12 protein-coding genes are annotated in these 20,731 nt (G+C 73.9%); 6 read left to right on the forward strand and 6 right to left on the reverse strand.

From position 1 onward, the window contains the following. The first annotated feature begins 314 nt into the window (after window positions 1–314). Genes LG395_RS13970 through LG395_RS13995 form a run of 6 tightly spaced genes read left to right on the forward strand, consistent with a single transcriptional unit; the run spans window position 315 to window position 6,298 of the window. A complete protein-coding gene (locus LG395_RS13970) occupies window positions 315–1,106 on the forward strand; it encodes an SCO3242 family prenyltransferase (RefSeq protein WP_225809664.1) in 792 nt (263 codons plus the stop codon). Then, complete coding sequence (locus LG395_RS13975) at window positions 1,103–1,966, forward strand: sugar phosphate isomerase/epimerase family protein (RefSeq protein ID WP_225809666.1); 864 nt, start codon at window positions 1,103–1,105, stop codon at window positions 1,964–1,966. Before LG395_RS13970 ends, LG395_RS13975 begins: the two co-directional genes overlap by 4 nt. After that, complete coding sequence (locus LG395_RS13980) at window positions 1,963–2,742, forward strand: EboA domain-containing protein (RefSeq protein WP_225809667.1); 780 nt, start codon at window positions 1,963–1,965, stop codon at window positions 2,740–2,742. The genes LG395_RS13975 and LG395_RS13980 overlap by 4 nt, the downstream gene beginning before the upstream one ends. Before the next feature lie 10 nt (window positions 2,743–2,752). After that, entirely contained in the window at window positions 2,753–3,628 is an 876-nt protein-coding gene (locus tag LG395_RS13985; protein ID WP_225809669.1) for a TatD family hydrolase, read from the forward strand. A 4-nt stretch (window positions 3,629–3,632) separates the two neighbouring features. Beyond that, complete coding sequence (gene eboE / locus LG395_RS13990; protein ID WP_225809671.1) at window positions 3,633–4,871, forward strand: metabolite traffic protein EboE; 1,239 nt, start codon at window positions 3,633–3,635, stop codon at window positions 4,869–4,871. Further along, window positions 4,868–6,298 carry an alkaline phosphatase family protein gene (locus tag LG395_RS13995; RefSeq protein ID WP_225809672.1) on the forward strand — a complete coding sequence of 477 codons (1,431 nt, stop codon included), beginning with the start codon at window positions 4,868–4,870 and terminating at the stop codon, window positions 6,296–6,298. Before eboE ends, LG395_RS13995 begins: the two co-directional genes overlap by 4 nt. Before the next feature lie 79 nt (window positions 6,299–6,377). On the opposite strand, the gene LG395_RS14000 is transcribed toward LG395_RS13995, so the two are convergent. The 6 genes from LG395_RS14000 to LG395_RS14025 form a co-directional block, all read right to left on the reverse strand. Then, complete coding sequence (locus LG395_RS14000) at window positions 6,378–7,226, reverse strand: S-methyl-5'-thioadenosine phosphorylase (RefSeq protein ID WP_225809674.1); 849 nt, start codon at window positions 7,224–7,226, stop codon at window positions 6,378–6,380. Then, window positions 7,223–7,993 (reverse strand): acireductone synthase, encoded by a 771-nt coding sequence (gene mtnC / locus LG395_RS14005; RefSeq protein ID WP_225809676.1) that lies wholly within the window; start codon window positions 7,991–7,993, stop codon window positions 7,223–7,225. The genes LG395_RS14000 and mtnC overlap by 4 nt, the downstream gene beginning before the upstream one ends. Next, the gene (locus LG395_RS14010) at window positions 7,990–8,568 is read right to left on the reverse strand and encodes a 1,2-dihydroxy-3-keto-5-methylthiopentene dioxygenase (RefSeq protein WP_225809678.1); all 579 of its coding nucleotides are present in this window, start codon (window positions 8,566–8,568) and stop codon (window positions 7,990–7,992) included. Before LG395_RS14010 ends, mtnC begins: the two co-directional genes overlap by 4 nt. Then, entirely contained in the window at window positions 8,565–10,349 is a 1,785-nt protein-coding gene (mtnA, locus tag LG395_RS14015; RefSeq protein ID WP_263982529.1) for an S-methyl-5-thioribose-1-phosphate isomerase, read from the reverse strand. The genes LG395_RS14010 and mtnA overlap by 4 nt, the downstream gene beginning before the upstream one ends. Before the next feature lie 74 nt (window positions 10,350–10,423). Next, a complete protein-coding gene (locus LG395_RS14020) occupies window positions 10,424–11,602 on the reverse strand; it encodes a pyridoxal phosphate-dependent aminotransferase (protein WP_225809679.1) in 1,179 nt (392 codons plus the stop codon). Window positions 11,603–11,818: 216 nt separating this feature from the next. Further along, a complete protein-coding gene (locus tag LG395_RS14025) occupies window positions 11,819–20,707 on the reverse strand; it encodes a non-ribosomal peptide synthetase (RefSeq protein ID WP_225809681.1) in 8,889 nt (2,962 codons plus the stop codon). Window positions 20,708–20,731: the final 24 nt, after the last annotated feature.

Here is a 20,731-nt window from a genome sequence, read left to right on the forward strand (position 1 = left end):
CAGGTCCATCCTTCACGGTCCCGCGGACCCGGGACCTCCGAACCGCTTCAAACGACGCCTACAGCACCGCCGTTGACCGAGGCGTGCCACCACCCCGACCTGCGCACATCACTTGTTCCGGTAGCCCCGGCGCATTTCAACCCGTCATGACGGGTAGCCTCTGCATGAATTTCAGAACCCCGCTCCTCCGCCCTTGGAAATCCCGCTAGCCTGCTCCCGTGAGAAAAATCAGGAGAAACTACCGGACACGCTTTTCCGCCTCTTCCCTGGCTCGTCTGGTACGGGCTCCGGCGGCCCTTTCGGTACCCGGTGACGTGATCGCCGGGGCTGCCGCCGCGGGTCGTCACACGGACCGCCGCACGCTCGGTATGGCGGCATCCTCCGTCTGCCTGTACTGGGCCGGGATGGCTCTCAACGACTACGCCGACGCGCCGCTCGACGCGCTGGAGCGGCCCGAACGGCCGATCCCGCGCGGTGAGCTGAGGCGTGAGACCGCACTGGCCGTCGCCACCGGGCTCACGGCCGCCGGCCTCCTCCTGGCCGGCGGCTTCGGCCGCCGTCCGGGTCTGGCCACGGCCGTTCCCCTGGCCGCCTGTGTGTGGGCGTACGACCTCCTCCTCAAGGACACTCCCGCGGGACCGGCCGTCATGTCGGCCTCGCGGGGGCTGGACGTGCTCATGGGCGGGGGCGCCGGTGCCTCCGGGCCGGCCGCGGTCGTCGCGCTGCACACGTACGGCGTCACGACCCTGAGCAGGCATGAGGTCACGGGCGCCGCGCCGAGTGCGCCCCTGGCGGCACTGGCCTGCGCGGCGGGTGCCGTGCTCGCGGTGGGTGCGCTCGCCGCCCGGACGCCGCGCCGGTCCGGCCGGGCGGCCGCGCTCGCCTCGTCGGCGCGCTATCTGCTCGGCTACGGCCGCGCGCTGACCGCCGCCGCGGCCGACCCGTCGGCCCCACGGATCCGGCAGGCCGTGGGCGCGGGCATCGTCGGACTGCTGCCGTTGCAGGCCGCGCTGACCGCGGCGGCCGGAGCCCCGGTGCGGGCGGCGGTGGTCGCCGCCGCCGGTCCGCTGGCGGGACGGCTCACCAAGGCGGTGCCGGCGACATGAGCGACCACGGAACGACCCCCTTCCGGCTCGGTTACGGCACCAACGGCTTCACGGGCCACGACCTGGACACCGCACTCCGGATCATCGCCGACCTCGGCTACCAGGGCGTGGGACTGACCCTGTCGCGCCGGCACCTCGACCCGTACGCGCCCGCCCTGCCGACGCTCACGGCGCGTCTGTCACGGCTGCTGGACCGGCTCGGCCTCTCCGTGGTCATCGAGACCGGCGACCCCTACCTGCTCGACCGCGGCCGGGCCCACTCCCCCGGGCTGATGCACGACCACGGCCGCGGCGGACGCATCGGCCTGCTCAAGCGTGCCGTGCGGATCGGCGCGGAGGTCGGCGCCCGGGTCGTGCACCTGTGCAGCGGGCACGTGCCGCACGGAGTACCGAGCGAACTGGCCTGGGACCGGCTGGCGTCGGGCTGCGCGGAGGTGCTCGAAGTCGCCGAGGCTCACGGCATCACGCTCGCCCTGGAGCCGGAGCCCGACATGTTCGTCAACGTCCTGGACCGCTTCGAGGAGCTTCGCGCGAGGTTGGGAAACCATCCCCTCCTCGGGCTCACCCTCGACATCGGACACGCGCACTGCGTGGAACCCCGGCCGGTCCTCGAGTGCGTGCGAAGGGCCCTGCCCTACCTGGCGCACGTGCAGATCGAGGACATGCGGCGCGGTGTCCACCAGCACCTGGAGTTCGGCCAGGGCGAGATCGACTTCCCGCCGGTGCTGCGCGCACTCGCGGAAGGGGGGCACCGGGGGCTGGTTTCGGTGGAGATCCAGGACGGGGCCGACTGCGCCCCGGACGTGGCACGGCGGTCGCTGGCCTTCCTGCGCGACGCCGTACGACTGCAGGAGGCATGATGATCAGCCCGCTCTGCGACGCGCTCGAGGACCGGCTGACCGGTTCCGCGAGGAACTGGCTGGAGGCCGCGGCACGCGCGGTCGCCGCCGACACCGCGGCGATCCACGACCTGTTCCCCGCCGTCGGCCGCTGCTGCGGCCGTGCACCACTGCACCTGGACGCCGACGAAGGACGCGTGCTCCCGCCCCCCGGCTGGAGCGTCGCGGACGCGGCCCGGGTGGTCCTGCTGGCCGCCGTGCGGCCGGAGCAGGCGCCTCTCGCGCACACGCTGCAGGAGGTCTACCAGGCCGGCGCCGCCCCGGAACGGCGCGCCGTGCTGCTCGGGCTCCCCGTGCTGGAGGGAGTCCGCCCGGAACTGGGAGGCGGCGTGGTACAGCTGGTCGCGGACGCGCTGCGCACGCACGACCCGAACCTGGTCGGCGCGGCGGTCGGCCGGTACGCCGCCCGTCATCTGGACGCCGCCGGCTACCGGCAGGCCGTGCTCAAGTGCCTCTTCATGGGCGTGCCGCTGGCCGCGGTGGCCGGACTGGACCTGCGCGCGGACGGCGAACTGGCACGGATGCTCGCCGACTTCGCCCACGAGCGGGTCGCGGCGGGCCGCGACGTGCCGGATGACGTGTGGCCCCTGCTGGCCCGCTTCCCGGAGGCCGTGGACGCCTCCGGACTGCCCGCCGAGGCGGAGAGCACCCGGCCGGAGCGCCGGGCGGCCGCCCGCCGCGCGCTGGCCCGGTTCACCAGCGCCTGCCCGACCCCGGCCGACGCCTCGCACCACTGAAGGAGCCCCCATGCGGATCTTCGACCCCCATGTGCACATGACCTCCCGCACCACCCACGACTACGCGCGCATGCGTGAGGCGGGGGTGCGCGCGCTGGTGGAGCCGGCGTTCTGGCTCGGCCAGCCCCGCACCTCCGTCGGCAGCTTCGTCGACTACTTCGACAGCCTCCTCGGATTCGAGCCCTTCCGTGCCGCCCAGTTCGGTATCCGCCACCACTGCGCCCTGGCGCTGAACCCCAAGGAGGCGAACGACCCCCGTTGCACCGGGGTGCTCGACCTGCTGCCGCGGTATCTGCGCAGGGACGGAGTGGTGGCCGTCGGGGAGATCGGCTACGACTCCATGACCCCGGCCGAGGACGAGGCGTTCGCCGCCCAACTGGAACTCGCCGCCACGCACGGACTGCCCGTACTGGTGCACACCCCGCACCGGGACAAGGCCGCCGGAGTCAGACGGACACTCGACGTGATCCGCGAGTCGGGTATCCCGCCGGAGCGGGTGCTCGTCGACCACCTCAACGAGACCACGGTGGAGCTGGTGGCCGGTACCGGCTGCTGGATGGGGTTCTCCGTCTATCCCGAGACCAAGATGAGCCCACGGCGCATGACACACGTGCTCCAGCGGTTCGGCACCGAGCGGATCCTGGTCGACTCCGCCGCCGACTGGGGCGACAGCGACCCGCTGACGACCCGGGAGACCGCCGAGGCCATGCTGGAGGCCGGTTTCGGCCACGACGCGGTGGACTCGGTGATGTGGCGCAACCCCGTGCGGTTCTACGGGCAGAGCGGCCGGCTGGACCTGGACGGCGTCGAGACCGCCGGTACCGGCCGGGAGACAGAGGTGCCCGCCGTCTTCGCGGGCAACTCGCTGCGGCGCGGAGAACGGTGAGGCCATGCGCTTCCGTCACCGCGACGGCAGTCTGATCCATCTCGCCTACTGCACCAACGTGCACCCGGCCGAGGACCTCGCCGACATCGTCGCCCAGTTCGACCGGTACGCCGTACCCGTGCGCGAGCGGCTGGGCGTGCCGGTGCTGGGCCTGGGACTCTGGCTCGCCCGTGACGCCGCCCGGGAGCTGGCCGCCCGGCCCGAGCGCACCGCGTGGCTGGCCGCCCAACTGCGGCGGCGGGGGCTGGAGGTGGTGACCCTGAACGCCTTCCCGTACGCCGGATTCCACCAGCCCCGGGTCAAGAAGGCCGTCTACCGGCCGGACTGGACCGATCGCCGCCGCCTGGACTACACCCTCGACTGCGCCCGAGTACTGGCCGGTCTGCTGCCCGACGACGTCTCGTACGGCAGTGTGTCCACCCTGCCGCTGGGCTGGCGGGACCCCTGGCCCGCCGGGCGGCAGGCCGCCGCGCTGGCGCTGCTCGACGAGCTGGCCGAGGAACTGGCCACGCTGCACCGGGAGCTCGGCCGCACCGTACGGGTGGGACTCGAACCGGAACCGGGCTGCGTGGTGGAGACCACCGGTCAGGCGGCGCTCGCCTGGAACGGGCTCGACCACCGGTGGCTGGGTGTCTGCCTGGACACCTGCCACCTGGCCGTGCAGTTCGAGGAACCGCGGGCGGCGCTGGGCCGGCTGGCGGGCGCCGGCCTGCCCGTGGTCAAGGCCCAGCTGTCCCGGGCGCTCCGGGTGGACCGCCCGGACCTCGACACCGTACGCGAAGCCCTCGGCCGCTACGCCGAGCCCCGCTTCCTGCACCAGACGCGCACGCGTGGCCCGGACGGCACGGTGCGTGGCACCGACGACCTGGCCGAGGCGCTGGACGGGGCGCTGGGCCGCGAGGAGGCGTGGCGCGTGCACTTCCACATCCCCCTGCACGCCGACCCCGCCCCCCCGCTGCACGCCACCGCTTCCACCCTGACCGGCGCCCTCGACGCGCTCGTCGGAGGGGAACGCGCGCGTGTCCGGCACCTGGAGGTGGAGACCTACACCTGGACGGTGCTGCCGGCCGGGGAGCAGCCCGCGGGCCCGGACGGCCTGGCGGCGGGCATCGCCGCCGAACTGGCCTGGGCCGCGGACGCGCTCGTCGCCGCCGGCCTGGAAGACCTCAACGACCGCGGACCCCGCGGCGCCCGGCACCACAGCGGCCCCACAGCCGCCCGTCGACAGGAGAGAAGAACATGAGCCGGCTGGTCGTCCTCAACGTCGTGGGTCTGACCCCGCGGCTGCTGCACCACATGCCCGCCGTCCGCGCGGTCGCGGACGGCGGGACCGTCTCGGCTCTGCAACCGGTACTGCCGGCGGTCACCTGCTCGATGCAGTCCACCCTGCTCACCGGAGAACCGCCCCGCGGACACGGCGTGGTCGCCAACGGCTGGTACTTCCGCGATCTCGGGGAGGTCCTGCTGTGGCGACAGCACAACGCGCTCGTGGGCGGCGAGAAGCTGTGGCAGGCCGCGCGCCGGAGCAGGCCCGGTCTCACGGTGGCCAACATCTGCTGGTGGTACGCGATGGGCGCGGACGTCGACTGGACGGTCACGCCCCGCCCGGTCTACTACTCCGACGGCCGCAAGGAGGCCGACTGCTACACCTGGCCCCCGGCGCTGCACGACGAACTCACCGAGAGGTTCGGCAGGTTCCCGCTGTTCTCGTACTGGGGGCCCACGGCCGGTCTCACGTCCACGCGCTGGATCCTGGCCGCCGCCAAGCACGTGTTCGACACACACCGGCCGGACCTCAGCCTGGTCTACGTGCCGCACCTCGACTACGACCTGCAGCGCCACGGCCCACACTCCGCGGAGGCGGAGCGGGCGGCGCGCGAACTGGACGCCGCGCTGCGGCCGTTCCTGGACCACCTGCGACGTGAGGACGCCACCGTCGTGGTGCTCAGCGAGTACGGCATCACCCCCGTGCGGCGCCCCGTCGACGTCAACCGGGCCCTGCGCCGGGCGGGACTGCTGGAAGTGCACACGCAGGACGGCATGGAGTACCTGGACCCGCGCACCTCCCGCGCGTTCGCGGTCGCCGACCACCAGCTCGCCCACGTGTACGTGGCCGACCCGGCGGACCTCGCACGGACCAGGGAACTGCTGGAAGCCCTGGACGGAGTGGCGGAGGTACTGGACGAGCCGGGCAAACGGCGCTACGGGCTGGACCACGAGCGTGCCGGAGAACTGGTCGTCGTGGCCGAACCGGATGCCTGGTGCACCTACTACTACTGGCTCGACGACGCCCTGGCTCCGGACTTCGCCCGCCAGGTCGACATCCACGCCAAGCCCGGATACGACCCCGCGGAGCTGCTGTTCGACCCGACGGTGCGGGCGGTCCGGCTGCGCGCCGCGGCCTCGGTGGCCCGCAAGAAGGCGGGGCTGCGGTACCGCATCCGCACGGTGCCGCTGGACCCGGGCGGAGTCCGGGGCAGTCACGGACGGCTTCCCGACGATCCGGCGGACGGGCCGGTACTGCTGTGCGGCAGGGCGGACATCGCCCGCGAGCGCCTGGCCGCGACCGAGGTGAAGGGGCTGCTGCTCGAACTGCTGGGCGCGCAGCCCGCGGCCGGCACTGATCGCACGACGAGCCCGTCGTCCGCGGCGGCCTCCGCCGCGGGCTGAGCGGTCGCGGCGAACGACGCCCGGCGTACCTCCGGGCAGCCCGGTCCCGGGCTGCCCGGAGGATGTCAGCGGGAGGACCTCACGAGGAGGGACCGGGGAGGCCGAGGGGCGGTTCCATGCCGTCCAGCGCACGGGAACAGCGGCAGTCGCGTTCGGCGGGAAGCAGGCCGATCGTGTCGAGCACGAGACCGCGGAGCATCTCCATGTTGCGGGCGAACACCTCGTAGACGTCCTCCTGCGCGACGCTCTCCGTGGCGTCGACACCGGCGTCGAGGTCGGTGACCAGGGCCACCGAGGTGTAGCAGACCGCCAGTTCACGGGCGAGCGCGGCCTCCGGCATCCCGGTCATGTTGACCAGCGACCAGCCCGCCGCGGCGTACTGCCGGGACTCCGCCCGGGTGGAGAACCTCGGCCCGTCGACCACCACCATCGTCCCGCCGTCGGTCGCGGACACGGTGCCCGACGCGGCGGCGGCCTTGAGCACCGCCGACCGGCCGGTGTCGCAGTACGGGTCGGCGAAGGAGACGTGCTGGACCACGTCGTCGTAGAAGGTGCGGGGCCGGCCACTGGTGCGGTCCACCACCTGGTCGGGAACGACGACACTGCCCGGCCCGAGGTCCCGCCGCAGCGAACCGACCGCGCAGGGCGCGAGGATCTGCCGTACCCCGGCCGCGCGCAGCGCCCACAGGTTGGCGCGGTAGTTGATGCGGTGCGGAGGCAGTGCGTGACCGCGGCCGTGCCGGGGCAGGAACGCCACCCGCCGGCCCGCCACGGTGCCCACGGTGAGCGCGTCGGACGGATCGCCGTAGGGCGTCTCCACCGCCACTTCGGTCGCGCCGGTCAGCAGCCGGTACAGTCCGGTGCCGCCGATCACCCCGATCTCGGCGATGCGCCGGGACTCCGAGCGGGCGGGAAACTGCTTGTTCATGCGAGGGACTCCTCGTCTCGTCCGGGGGCCGAACCGCCCGGGTGGGTGGTGACCGTGTCCGCAACCGGTTCGATGCGCAGCAGGTCGAGGGCCGGGACCGTGGGGTGGCCGGGCACGAGGGGGCCGCGCTCGTCGTCGCTCCGGCGTACGCCCACCGTCCGCCAGCCGGCGGCGGCCGCCGCGTCCAGTTCGCGGGCGGTGTCGCTCAGGAAGACGATGTGCCGCGCCGCCGCCCGGACCGCCCGGCTGATCGTCCGGTAGGAGAGCGGGTCGTCCTTGGGCCCGGCGCTGTCCAGGTCGAACCGGCCGTGCAGCAGGACGGACAGGTCGCCGTGGGCGGTGTGGCGGAACCAGTCCAGCTGGGCGGCGGCGGAGCCGGACGAATAGGTGAAGACACGTGTGCCGGCCGACCGCCAGCGGCGCAGTTGCCCCGGCACCTCCCGGTAGACGTGACCGGTGAGGGAGCCGTCAGCGTACCCCTGCGCCCAGATCAGTCCCTGGACGGTCTTGAGCGGGGCGGCCTTGACGTCGTCGTCGGACCACTGCTCCAGCACGCTCACCGCCGCGGCCTCGTCGAGTTCCGCACGGCCGGTCAGCGCGGAGACGGCCGCGAGGACGGCGTCCCGCCGGGGATCGCCGCGGTGTGCGGCGAACCAGTCCGCCAGCCGCCGCCGGGCGAAGGGGAAGAGCACGTCGTGCACGTGGGAGGCCGATCCGGTGGTGCCCTCGATGTCGAGCACCACCACGCGCGCCGGGACGCTGATCACAGGCCGCCCTCCGTCAGGTCGTCCAGCCCGGGGAAGCCCGCGGCGATCGACGTGCCGGTGAAGTCGCCGACCCAGCCGTCCTCCTCCCGGAAGAAGCGGATCGCCGCGAAGTCGGGACGCTCGCCCATGTCGAACCAGTGCCGGGTCCCGGCCGGTACGGACAGCAGGTCACCCGCCTCGCAGACCACGGCGTACACGCGGTCGCCGAGGTGGAGGCTGAAGCAGCCGCGCCCGTGCGCGAAGTACCGCACCTCGTCCTCGGCGTGCCGGTGCTCCTCGAGGAACGCCGACCGGGCCTGACTCGCTCTGCGCCGCCATTCCGCACCGGGCTCCACGTGCAACCGGGCGACGTCGACCACCGTCATCGACTCGCTCGCGCACAGCTCGGCGACCTCCGCGCGGTACAGGTCGAGCAGAGCGTCGTCGGCGACTTCGCGGGTCACGGTGGCGCGCAGCGGCCAGTGCCGCAGAGTCACCTGGTGGGCTGCCAGTTCACGGGCGATCTCCGCGGTGTCCAGGGTGCGCAGCAGCACCTCGTGCGGTGCGTCGTCCGGCATGATCTGCAGCAGGGTCACAGCAGTGGGTCCTTTCGTTGCGAGGGGACGGCGGGCCGGTGGGGGAGTTCCGGTCCGCCGGTGAGCAGCAGCAACCGGCACATGGCCTCGACGCACTCCAGGCGATTGCGGGCCTCGGCCAGATCACGCCCCCACACGGACACGCCGTGGTCGGCGATGAGCAGGGCGGGCGGCGCCCCGGGCGACTCGGCCAGCCAGGCGGACACCGCCGCCGCGATGCGCGGTACGTCCGGCCAGTTGGGGAAGACGGGCAGGCGCGTGCGGGCCGCGTCGGCGAGGCCGAGCCCTTTGAGCAGTTCGAGGTCCTCCAGCGGCAGCCAGGTCACCTCGCCGGTGCCTGAGAGCCGGCGGGCCACCGCGGTCGCGTAGGGCGAGTGCACGTGCACCACGGCACCCGCGTCGGTGGTCCGGTAGACGGCGGCGTGGATGGACACCTCCGCCGAGGCCCGCCGGGCGCCGCCGCCCGGCACGGGCCGACCGGTCCGGCTGTCCACGGTGACCACGTCGTCGGGGGTCAGCGCGCCTTTGTCCCGGCCGCTGGCGGTGATCAGCGCCGAGGACCCGTCCGGCACCCGCACCGACAGGTTCCCGGCGGTACCCGGCATCCAGCCGCGCTCGTACAGGACCCGGGACAGCTCGGTGAGTTCACGGGTGGCGCGCGCCCGCGCCCCGGGATCCGGGCGGCCGGCCGCGGCCGGGCCGGCGGGGCGCAGAGTCCGGTGTTCGGAGACGACAGCGGTGATCAGCTCGCCGGGCGTCACGTCGAAGGCCGGGTTGAACACGGCGGCGCCGTCGGGAGCGACACGGACCCCCGCGACCGAGGTGACTTCGCCGGCATCGCGCTCCTCGATCACGATCCCGGTCCCGTCGGGCAGAGCCGGGTCCCACGAGGAGTGCGGGGCGACGACGACGAAGGGCACCGCGTTGTGTGCGGCGGCGACCGCCAGACCGTACGTGCCGATCTTGTTGGCGGTGTCCCCGTTGGCCGCCACCCGGTCGGCGCCCACCAGGACGCAGTCCACCATGGACCGGGACATCGCGGCGGCAGCGGCCGAGTCCGGGCACAGCCGGTAGGGGACCCGCGCCTCGGCCAGTTCCCACGCCGTGAGCCGGGCACCCTGGAGCAGCGGACGGGTCTCGTCGACCAGCACCTCGGCGACCAGACCGCGGGCGTGCAGTTCCAGGATGGCGCCGAGCGCGGTCCCGCCGGCCGCGGTGGCCAGCCGCCCGGTGTTGCAGTGGGTGAGGATCCGCAGCCGGCGGCCGGGCAGCAGCTCGGTCACCAGGTCCGCGGCGCGGACGGCCGCGGCCCGGTTCGCCGCGGCGTCCTCGGCCAGCATCGCCTGCGCCTCCGCCAGTACCGCCCGCGGCCCGTCGGCCAGCCGCCCCAGCACCCGGGAGACCGCCCACGTCAGGTTGACCGCGGTGGGCCGTGCGGCGGCGATGCGCGCCGCGTCGGCGCGCACCGCCGCTTCGTCGGCCCGTCCGTCGGGGCCGGTGTGGCGGTGCGCGGCGAGAGCGACACCGAGGGCGCCGGCCAGTCCGATCGCCGGGGCACCGCGTACCGCGAGCGACCGGATGGCGGCGATCAGCTCGTCCACGGTCCGCAGCCGCAGCCAGCGGTGTTCGTGCGGCAGGGCCCGCTGGTCGACGACCCGGACGGTGCCGTCGTCCCAGGCGAGTGAGACCGGCGGCGGGCCCGCGGCGGGGTCGCCGGCGGGCAGGGGGCCGGTGGCGGGGACGTCGTGTGCGACCGGCGGGGCGGGGTGGCGCGGGGGCATGACTCTCCTCGTGTCGGGAGCGGTCGGAGGCGGTCGGGAGCGGGGGCGGCACGGGCAGGGCGGGCGCCCCGCGGTCAGACGGACCGGCCGCGCAGTGACGTGAGTCTGGTGACGGCTTCGGAGAGGACTTCGGTCCGCTTGCAGAACGCGAAGCGGACCAGGGAGCGGCCCGCCTCCGGGTCCGCGTGGAAGACGGAATGGGGAACGGCGACGACCCCGCAGCGCTCGGGCAGCTCACGGCAGAACGCCACGGCGTCCCGGTGTCCGAGGGGTGTGATGTCGGTGGTGACGAAGTAGGTGCCCTGGGGCCGGAAAACGTCCAGACCGGCTTCCCGGAGACCGTCGGCCAGCAGATCGCGGCGGTGCCGCATGTCGTCGCGCAGTCCGGCGAAGTAGTCGTCGGGAAGCCGCAGCGCCTCGGCGGCGGCGTACTGGAAGGGGCCGGGAGCGGTGAACGTGAGGTACTGCCGGGCGGTCTGCACCGCGGCCACGAGACCGGCTGGCCCGGTCGCCCAGCCGATCTTCCAGCCGGTGAACGAGAAGGACTTGCCCAGCGAGGAGATCGACAGGGTGCGCTCGCCCATGCCGGGCAGCGACGCGATGGGCAGATGACGGACGCCGTCGTAGACGAGGTGTTCGTAGACCTCGTCCGAGACGACCAGCAGGTCGCGGTCGACGGCCAGTTCGGCGATCGCCGTCAGTTCGGCGGGGCTGAGGACCGTTCCGGTGGGGTTGTGCGGGGAGTTGAGCAGGAGCAGCCGGGTGCGCGGGGTGACCGCCGCGTACAGCTCGTCGAGGTCCGGCCGGAAGGAGGGAGCGCGCAGGGTGACGGGCACCCGCACCCCGCCGGCCATGGCGATGCACGCCGCGTACGCGTCATAGGCGGGGTCGAGGGTGATCACTTCGTCACCCGGTTCCAGCAGTGCCAGCAACGCGGCCGCGATCGCCTCCGTGGCGCCGGTGGTGATCACCACCTCCGTGTCCGGGTCGCGGACCAGGCCGTAGAAGCGCTGCTGGTGCTCGGCGACGGCCCGGCGCAGCTCGGGCACTCCCTGGCTCGGCGGGTACTGGTTGCCGTGCCCCCGGCCGATCGCCCGGACAGCCGCCCCGGCCACGGAGGCCGGGCCGTCCGTGTCCGGGAAGCCCTGGCCGAGGTTGATGGCCCCGGTGGCCGCGGCGATGGCCGACATCTCCGCGAAGACCGTCGTCCCCAGCCCGGCCAGCCGTCGGTTCAGCAGCGGCCTGCCTCCCATGGGCCTCACCCCTTCGCACGTGTCGTCGTCCACTTGTGTGCCGCCATCCTGCGGTGCCGGCGGGCGCCGCCGGATCACTCGAACGGGCAGGCTCGTGAGACGGGTCGCGGGGTGCCCGGACACGGCCGAAGGGGGTGCCGCCCGCGGCCTCGGCCACGGGCGGCACCCCCTTCGCGACGGCGGGCACTCAGCGGCCGCCGATCGGTCTCGGGCCGGTCACACGGCCAGCTCCTCGGCGAACCCGAGGTGCCTGAGGAACTCCCGGACCGCGGCGGTGGCGGAGTCCGCGTTGGCCGTCAGGACGAATCCGGAGCCGCTCTCGGTGTCGACGAAGGAGAAGCAGCGCGCGCCGGTCGGTTCACCGATGTGCCCGAACCACCTGCGTCCCGAGCTGTCCCGCAGCATGGTGCCGAGCCCGTACACGCCCTCCGCGACGGGATCGGTCAGGGCCTTGGCCAGGTCGGGGCCGAGGAGCAGCGGGTTCTTCCCCGCGCCCGCTCTCCAGATCTCCAGCTCGAGTGCCGCCAGGTCCGACGGGGTGGTCCACAGGCCCGAGCCCGCCAGCTCCGGCGTGACCCGCCAGCCGCCGCGGTGGGGACGCCCCTGGTGGTCGTGGCCCGCGGCGGCCTCCCGGCCACCGGTCGGCACCCGCACCGAGAAGACCGTGTTCCGCAGTCCCAGCGGCTCGAGCAACCGGGTGCGGGCCAGCTCGGCGAACGGCTGCCCGGCTGTGTCCTCCAGGGCCTGCTGAACGACGGCGTAGCCGACGTTCGAGTACCGGTAGCGTCCCACGCCCCCGGGGTCGGTCCGGAAGACGGGCGGCTGTCCGGGGCGGCCTCCCATCAGTTCCGCGAGCCCGGGCACGGGCAGATCGGCGGGGAAGTCGCGGCCGGGCTTCACCTCCAGGCCGGCGGTGTGGCTGAGCAGGGCCCGCAGCGAGGGAGCGGCGTGCCCCGGGGCGCCCGCCACCCGCCAGGTGTCGAGGTGGTCGTTGACGTCCCGGTCCAGGTCGAGCACGCCGTCCTGCGCCAGCAGCGCGGCCAGCAGGGCGGTGACGTGCTTGGCGAGCGAGCCGGCCTGGAAGAGCGTGTCCGCGGTGACCGGAGCGGATTCACCGCGCCGTCTGTCGCCCCAGGACCAGGTGGTGCGTACCTCTCCGTCGGTGATCAGAGCCGCGCCGGCCCCGGGGACATGGTGCGCGGCCAGCGCCCGCAGCAGTTGTCCGTCCTCGGGCCGCAGCCGGTCCAGGAACTCCCCGACGGTCCGGCACGCGACCGCCCCGGGCGCGCAGTCCGCGGCGATCGCCTCGATGGTGCGCTGCTCGGTGATCTGCCGGACCGTCACCGCGAGTCCGGCGGCCCGGGCCCGGGTCATCACCAGCAGGGACCGGATGGAGTCGCCGCCCAGCTCGAAGAAGTCGTCCCGCACACCGACCCGTCCGACCTCCAGCACCTCGGCCCAGATCGCCGCCAGGACGCGCTCCTGGCGGGTGCGGGGCGCGAGGAACTCCCGCTCGTCCGTGAGGGAAGTGCCCTCGACGGCGGGCAGGCGGTTGCGGTCGACCTTTCCGTTCGGGGTGAGCGGCAGGCCGGCGAGCGTGACGAAGGCGTGGGGCATCATGGGCGCCGGAAGTGTGCGGGCGAGGAACGGACGCAGCTCGGCGGGCCCGGCCTGCCGGCCCTCGCGCGGCACGACGTACGCCACCAGGCGGACCTCTCCCCGCGTGTCCTGCGACGCCACGACCACGCCCTGTTCCACCGCGGGGTGCGCGGCGAGTGCGGCCTCGATCTCGCCCAGTTCGACGCGGTGGCCCCGCACCTTCACCTGGCTGTCCATCCGGCCGAGGAAGTCCAGCCGGCCGTCGGGCAGCAGCCGTGCCCGGTCCCCCGTGCGGTAGAGGCGCTCTCCGGGCCCCCCGTACGGGTCGGGCACGAAGCGCTCCGCGGTCAGGGCGGGCCGGCCCAGGTAGCCGCGGGCGACGCCGCGGCCGCCGATGAACAGCTCCCCGGGCACTCCGACGGGGACGGGGCGCAGCTCGGCGTCGAGCAGATGGACCCGCTCGCCGGGCAGCGGACGGCCGATGCTGACGGTGCCGTCGCTCGCGACGACCCGCTCGGCGGTCGACCACACGGTGGTCTCGGTCGGTCCGTAGGCGTTCCACAGCTGCCGGCACCGCGAGCCGAGGGTCGCCGCGAGCGTCGCCGGCAGTGGTTCGCCGGCGCTCAGTGCCACGGCCGACGGGGCGTCGAAGCCACCGGCCAGCAGTACGCGCCAGCCCGAGGGTGTCGCCTGCACATGGCTGACCCGCTCGGCGCGCAGGAGTGCCACGAGGGCGTCCGGGTCCGCCGCCGCGGCCGGAGGGACGACCACCACCCGGGCGCCGGTGATCAGGGGCAGGAAGATCTCCAGCGCGGCGATGTCGAACGAGATCGACGTCAGGTTCAGCCAGGTGTCGGTGCGGTGGCTTCCCAGCAGGCCGCGTGCGGCGCCCAGCAGGTGGGCCAGGGAGTGGTGCTCGACCCCCACTCCCTTGGGCCTGCCTGTCGAGCCCGAGGTGTAGATGACGTAGGCGAGGTCCTGGCTCCGGGGGCGCGGCGGCAGGTCGTCCGCCGGCTGGTGCGGGCCGTACGACGGTTCCCAGGACAGGTCCATGTCGATGGAGGGAACCGCGCAGCCGGGAACGGCCGGCAGCGTGCTGTGCGTGAGCACCAGTGCCGCGCCGGAGTCCGCCAGGACGTACGCGCGCCGTTCGTCCGGGTAGGCGGGGTCCAGCGGCAGATAGGCGGCACCGGCCTTGAGGACGGCCAGCAGGGCCACCACCGTGTCCAGGGAACGCGGCAGGTGGACGGCCACCAGGCTGCCCGGGACGACCCCCGCACGGCGCAGCCGGCGGGCCAGCCGGTCCGCGTCGGCGTCGAGTTGTGCGTAGCTCGTCGTGGAGTCCTGGAAGGTCACGGCGACGGCCTGCGGGGTCTCCCGCACCTGGGCCTCGAACAGGTCGACGATCGTCGGCCCGGGCTCGGGAGCCCCGCCCGGGTCACCGCCGGTCGCGAGCTGCCGCAGCTCCTCCGGCGAGAGTACGGACAGCTCGCCCAGGGTGGTGCCGCCCGTGGCGGAAGCCATCTGCTCCAGGATTTGGGCGAAGTGCCCGAGCATCCGCTCGGCGGCGCCGGAATCCACCTGGTCGGGGGCGTAGTTGAGGGTCAGCGCGAGCCGGTCGCCCAGATCGGCCCGCATCAGCAGCGGGTACCCCGGCTGTTCGCTGCCTCCCGTGGCGGCGATGTCGAGTCCGGTGGGCGGCCGGCGGCCTTCGACCGCGCCCGCGTCGGTGAAGACGAGGATGCTGTCGAACAGCCGCCGGCCGCCGGGGACCGGGGTGTGCCGCTGGATCTCCGACAGCGAGCTGTAGCCGTACCGCTGGGCCTCGGTGAGCCGGGCGTGCACCTGCCGCAGCCATGCCGTGACCGGCTGGTCCTCCGCCACCTGGATGCGGGTGGGCAGGGTGTGGATGAGCAGGCCCACCATGCGGTCCACACCCGCAACGCCGGACATCCGGTCGGTGAGGGTGCTGCCGAACAGCACGTCGGCCTGACCGCTGTACCGGGCCAGCAGCAGACCCCACGCGCCCTGCAGGACGGTGTTGAGAGTGATGCGGTTGTCACGGGCGAGGGCCTGCAGCGCCTCGGTGACCGACGCGGCCGGCGTCAGCGGCCGGGTCGTCGCCGCTCCCCCGGGCTCCGACGTGGTCGCCACCACGGGCAGGGCGGTCGGGCCGCTCACACCCTCCATGGCCCGCTGCCAGTAGGCGCGCGCCGCCGCCTGGTCCTGCTCGCGCAGCCATGCGATGTGGCGCCGGAACGGCGTCGGCTCGGCGAGTGCCGGAACCGGTTCGCCGCGCCTGAGGGCCTCGTAGCACGCGTACACCTCGTCGAGGACGAGCGATACGCTCCAGCCGTCGAGCAGCACATGGTGGTTCTGCCAGGCGAGCAGGTGGCTGTCCTGGCCGGTGCGGATCAGGTACAGGCGGTGCGCGGGCACCCGTTCCAGGTCGAAGGGCTCGACGCGTGCCGCGGCGAGCAGGTCCGCGAACCGCTGGTCGGTGTCGTGTCCGGCGTCTGCCCAGTCCTCCCGCACGACCGTCATCGGCGCGTGGCGGTGGACGATCTGCAGGGGCTCGGGGACGCCCTCCCACGCGAAGGTCGTCCGCAGGGCGGCGTGCCGGCCGGTCACGTGCTGCCAGGCGGCCAGGAAGGCGTCGGTGTCCAGTCGTCCGGTGATGCGCCAGGTGAGCTGGGTGACGTAGTCGCCTCGGCCGGGGTGGTGCAGGGTGTGGAACAGGAGCCCGGACTGCAGCGGCGACAGGGGGTAGACGTCCTCGATCCGGCGGGCGTCGGATCCGCTGAGCAGTGCGTCCAGCGCCTGCTGTCCGAGGCCCGCGAGCGGGAAGTCCGACGGCGTGGCCCCGCCGGCACCGGAGGTGCAGTGGTCGATGAGGACCTCCAGCCGCCGGACGAAGTCGTCGGCGAGCCGTTGCACGGTCGCCCGGTGGTGCGAGCCCGTGCCGTAGGTCCACCAGACGCGCAGTTCGCCGTCCATGACGGCGGCGGTCACGTCGATCAGGTGCGGGCGGACGCCGCCGGCGCCGGCCTCGGCTCCGACCGGGCTCAGCCGGCACAGTCGCGGTCCCGTCCCCGTGTGCTGTTCCCCGGTGTCCACGCGGCCGTGGTAGTTGAAGCTCACCTGCGGCTCGGCGTAGCGGCTCAGCACGGCGGAGGTGTCCGGCCGCAGGTACCGGGCGAGACCGTAGCCGATGCCGCTGTGCGGGATGAGCCGGAGCTGTTCCTTGACCGTCTTGAGGGCCGCTGCCGGATCGTCATCGCTCGGCAGACCGAGGTGGACCGGGTGGATGCTGGTGAACCAGCCCACGGTGCGGGACAGGTCGATGTCGTCGAAGAGCGGCTCACGGCCGTGGCCCTCCAGATGGACCGAGGCCGTCCGGGCGCCGGTCCAGCCGCACAGGGTCTGGGCCAGCGCGGTCAGCAGGACGTCGTTGACGCGGGTCCGGTAGGCGGCCGGCACCTGCTGCAGGAGCGCCGTCGTGGCGGTCCGGGGCAGCACCGCGAGCAGACGGGCGGACGCCTCCTCCGTGTTGGCGCCGCCGCGGAGGTCGACCGGCAGGGGCTCGGCGTCGCGTGCGTGCGCCGTCCAGAAGGCGGCCTCGGCGGAGAACGCGCTGCCGCGGGCGTGGTCCCTGAGGCGTTCGGCCCAGGCACGGTAGGAGGTGGTCTTCGCGGGGAGCGCCGCTTCGGCGCCCGCCGCCAGCCGTTCGTAGGCCAGGGCGAGGTCCTCCAGCAGCACTCCCCAGGAGACGGTGTCCACCGCTATGTGGTGGACCGCCCAGAACAGCTGGTCCGGGCTGTCCCCGCCCATCCGGAACAGCACGGCCCGAACGATCGGGCCGTGTGTGAGGTCCATGGCGGCGTGCGCCCGGTCGGCCTCCTCCTCGACGACGCGGTCCCGGTCCTGCGCCGGCACGTCCGCGAGGTCCACCACGCGCAGCAGTCCGCCCTCCTCGCGTTCCGCGATGTGCTCGCTCCAGCCGCTCCCGTCGCGGACCAGTCGCAGGCGCAGCGCGTCGTGATGGGCGGTCACCGCGTCCAGGGCGGCGGCCAGCAGCGCCGGATCGGGGCTCGGCGACCAGCCCAGCCGTACGGCCTGGTTGTGGTGGTGGTGGGGCCAGTCGAGGGCGGTGAACCAGTGGTGCACCGGGGTCAGTTCGACGTCGCCGGCGACGGTTCCCTGCTCGGCCCGGATCGCGGTGCCGGTGCTCTCCCCGGCGTCGTCGACTGCCGCGGCGAGCCGGGCGACGGTCTGGTGCTCGAACAGGTCCCGCGGCGTGGTGCGCAGACCGGCCTTGGCCGCCTCGGCGACGGTGCGGATCGCCAAGATCGAGTCGCCGCCGAGTTCGAAGAAGTTGTCGTGGACTCCTACGGTCCCGACCCGCAGCACGCGGGCCCAGACGTCCGCCAGCAGGCGCTCGGTCCGGTTGCGCGGTGCCACGCGGGTGTCCGCCCCGGCCAGGTCGGCGGGGGCGGGGACGGGCAGCAGACCGCGGTCGACCTTGCCGTTGGCCTTCAACGGCAGTTCCTCCAGCGGCACGAACACCTGGGGCACCATGTAGGCGGGCAGGGCCTGGCCCACGTGGTCACGCAGTTCCTCCGCGTCCGGCCGCCCGGACCCGGCGGCCACGGTGTAGGCGACCAGTCTCTTGTGACCCGGCGCGTCCTCCACGGCGGCGACCGCGGCCTGCGAGACCTTCGGGTGGGTGAGGAGCCTGGCCTCGATCTCGGCGAGTTCGATCCGGAAGCCGCGTACCTTGACCTGGTTGTCGATGCGGCGGATGAAGTCGAGGGTGCCGTCGGGCCGGTAGCGCACGAGGTCGCCCGAGGCGTACATCCGGGCTCCCGGGACGTCGCTGAAGGGATCGGGGACGAAGCGCTCCGCGGTGAGGTCCGGCCGGCCGAGGTATCCGCGGGCGACGCCGTCGCCGCCGGTGTACAGCTGGCCGGGGGTGCCGACGGGGACCGGGCGCAGGTCGTCGTCCAGCACGTAGACGGTCGTCTGCTGGATCGGGCGGCCGAGCGTGACCCTGGTGCCGACCTGCTCCGGGTCCGTCAGGAGCTGGCAGGTCGTGAACGTGGTGTTCTCCGTCGGCCCGTAGCACGCCACCGCGGTCAGCCCCGGGTGCCGGAGCAGCGGTGCGCGCATGGCCTCGGGCGACAGCACGTCACCGCCCGCCAGGACGTAGCGCACGCCGGCGAAGGCGTCGACGTCGTACTCGACCATCTGGTGGAACAGCCCGGCGGTGAGCCAGGTCACGGTGACCCGGTGCTCGCGCAGCAGCGCGCCGATGTCCGCGACGCCGAGCTGTCCCGGCGGGGCGACGACCAGTCGGGCGCCGTTCAGCAGGGCTCCCCACAGCTCCATCGTGGAGGCGTCGAAGGCCACCGGCGCGAGCTGGAGGAGGGTGTCGTCCGGACCGATCCGGGCGTAGACCGGCTCGTGCACCAGGCGGACGACGGACCGGTGCGCGACCATGACGCCCTTGGGGGCGCCGGTGGAGCCCGACGTGTAGCTGATGTACGCCAGCGAGGACGGCCCGGCCGCGCGGGACGGCGGCGCGGACGGCTGCCGGCGCAGTTCGGCGGCCACCTCCGCGGCGTCCAGGTCGATGGTGCGTACTCCGTGGCCCGTGGGTGTCGTGGCGGTGCCGTCCGGGGCGGCGGAGGCGACGACGAGCAGCCCGGCCCGGCTGTCCGTGAGCAGCGCCTCGTTGCGTTCGAGGGGGTTGGCCGCGTCGAGGACGAGGTAGGCGGCGCCTGCCTTGAGCACCGCGAGCAGGGTCACGACGAGTTCCAGGGAGCGTGGTACCGCCACCGCGACCGGGGTGTCCGTGGTGGCCCCGTGGGCCCGCAAAAGGTGGGCGAGGCGGTTGGCGGCCCGGTCCAGCTCCGCGTACGTCATCGTGGACCGGCCGGCGACGAGCGCCACCGCGTCCGGGGTGCGCCGGCAGACCTGGTCGAACAGGTCGGGCAGCGTGAGGCCGGCCGGGTAGGGGCGGCGGGTGTCGTTCCAGTCACGGGTCATGACGGCCGTCTCGGCGGGCGAGAGCAGGGCGATCCCGGTGAGGGGGGCCGAGGGATCGCCGGTGACCTGTTCCAGCAGGGTGACCAGGTGGCCGAGGAGCCGCTCGCCGGTGTCCGCGTCGAAGAGGCCGGTTTCGCTGACCAGTTCCAAGTCGATGGTCTCGGGGCCCGTCACCGCGGACAGCAGCAGGTCGACCTTGGGCGAGGTGGTGTCACCCGGCAGGTGCTCGGCTTCCAGCCCCGGCAGGTCCCAGGCGTCGGCTCCTGCCTCCGTGCACTGGAAGAGCACCTGGTAGACGGGGTTGCGGGCCGGCTCGCGGGGATGACCGAGGGCCGCCACCACCTCTTCGAAGGACACGTCCTGATGGTCGAGCGCACCGAGGACGGCGGCGTTCACCTGCGTGGTCAGCTCGGTGAAGGACGCGACGGCGCCGAGGTCGACGGGAATGGCTACGGTGTTGACGAAGAGTCCGACCAGCGACTCGGCCGCGGCCGTGCCGCGGCCGGAGACCGCGGCCCCGACGGCGAAGCGCTGCTGCCCGGACCACAGGCCCAGCAGGAGTTGGAGGCCGGTGAGCAACTGGGTGAAGAGCGTCGTCCCGTGCTGCCGTGCGAGCCGGCGGACCGCCCGGCTCAGCTCGGGGGTGAGTCTGCGGTGGGCGCTGTGTCCGCGGTGGGAGAGCCGGCGCGGCCGCTCGTGGTCCGTCGGCAGTTCCAGCACGGCGGGCACGTCGCGCAGCGCGGCCCGCCAGTAGTCGAGTTGTCCCGCGGCCAGTCCCGCCTTCATGCGGTCCGCCTGCCACTGCGCGTAGTCGCTGTAGCGCAGCGCCGGTGGCTCGGGCGGGGGCGTTCCCTCCAGCCGGGCGCGGTAGAGCGCGCTGAGGTCCTTGGCGATCAGCCCCACGGTCCATCCGTCGCCGACCAGATGGTGCATGTTGAGCATCAGGAGGCTCTCGGTCTCGTCGACGACGACCAGCAGTGCCCGGAACAGGGGGCCGGTGCGCAGGTCGAACGGGCGGTCGCGCTCCTCCGCCACCAGGGCGCGGGCCGCCGCCTGCCGTTCGGCTGCGGGCAGGACACTCAGGTCGTGGACGGCCAGCCGGTCCTGCCAGACGGGCTGGACGCACTGCCGCGGCTCGTCGGTGAAGGTGACCCGCAGGGCCTCGTGGCGGCCGGCGAGGTCCGCGACGGCGTGGCCCAGGGCGGCTCGGTCGACGGTGCCGCGCAGCCGGACCACGTGGTCGAGCCCGTACACCGAGTTGTCGGTGAGGAGCTGGTCCATCACCCACATGGCGTGCTGGGCGGGGGTCAACGGTACCGGTCCCGTGTCCGTTCTCCGCGGGATGCCCGGCAGGCCGCCGCCCGTCCCGCCGCCCCGGCCGCGCAGCCGTTTCCGCAGGAGCGCCTCCCGGACGGCGTCCGCCTGGCGCGGTCCGGTGTCCTTGCCACTGGTGCCCACTGTCTGCCTCCTGTGATCGTCGCA

The sequence above is a fragment of the Streptomyces spinosus genome (genome assembly GCF_020400655.1).
Taxonomy (GTDB): Bacteria; Actinomycetota; Actinomycetes; order Streptomycetales; family Streptomycetaceae; genus Streptomyces; species Streptomyces argyrophylli.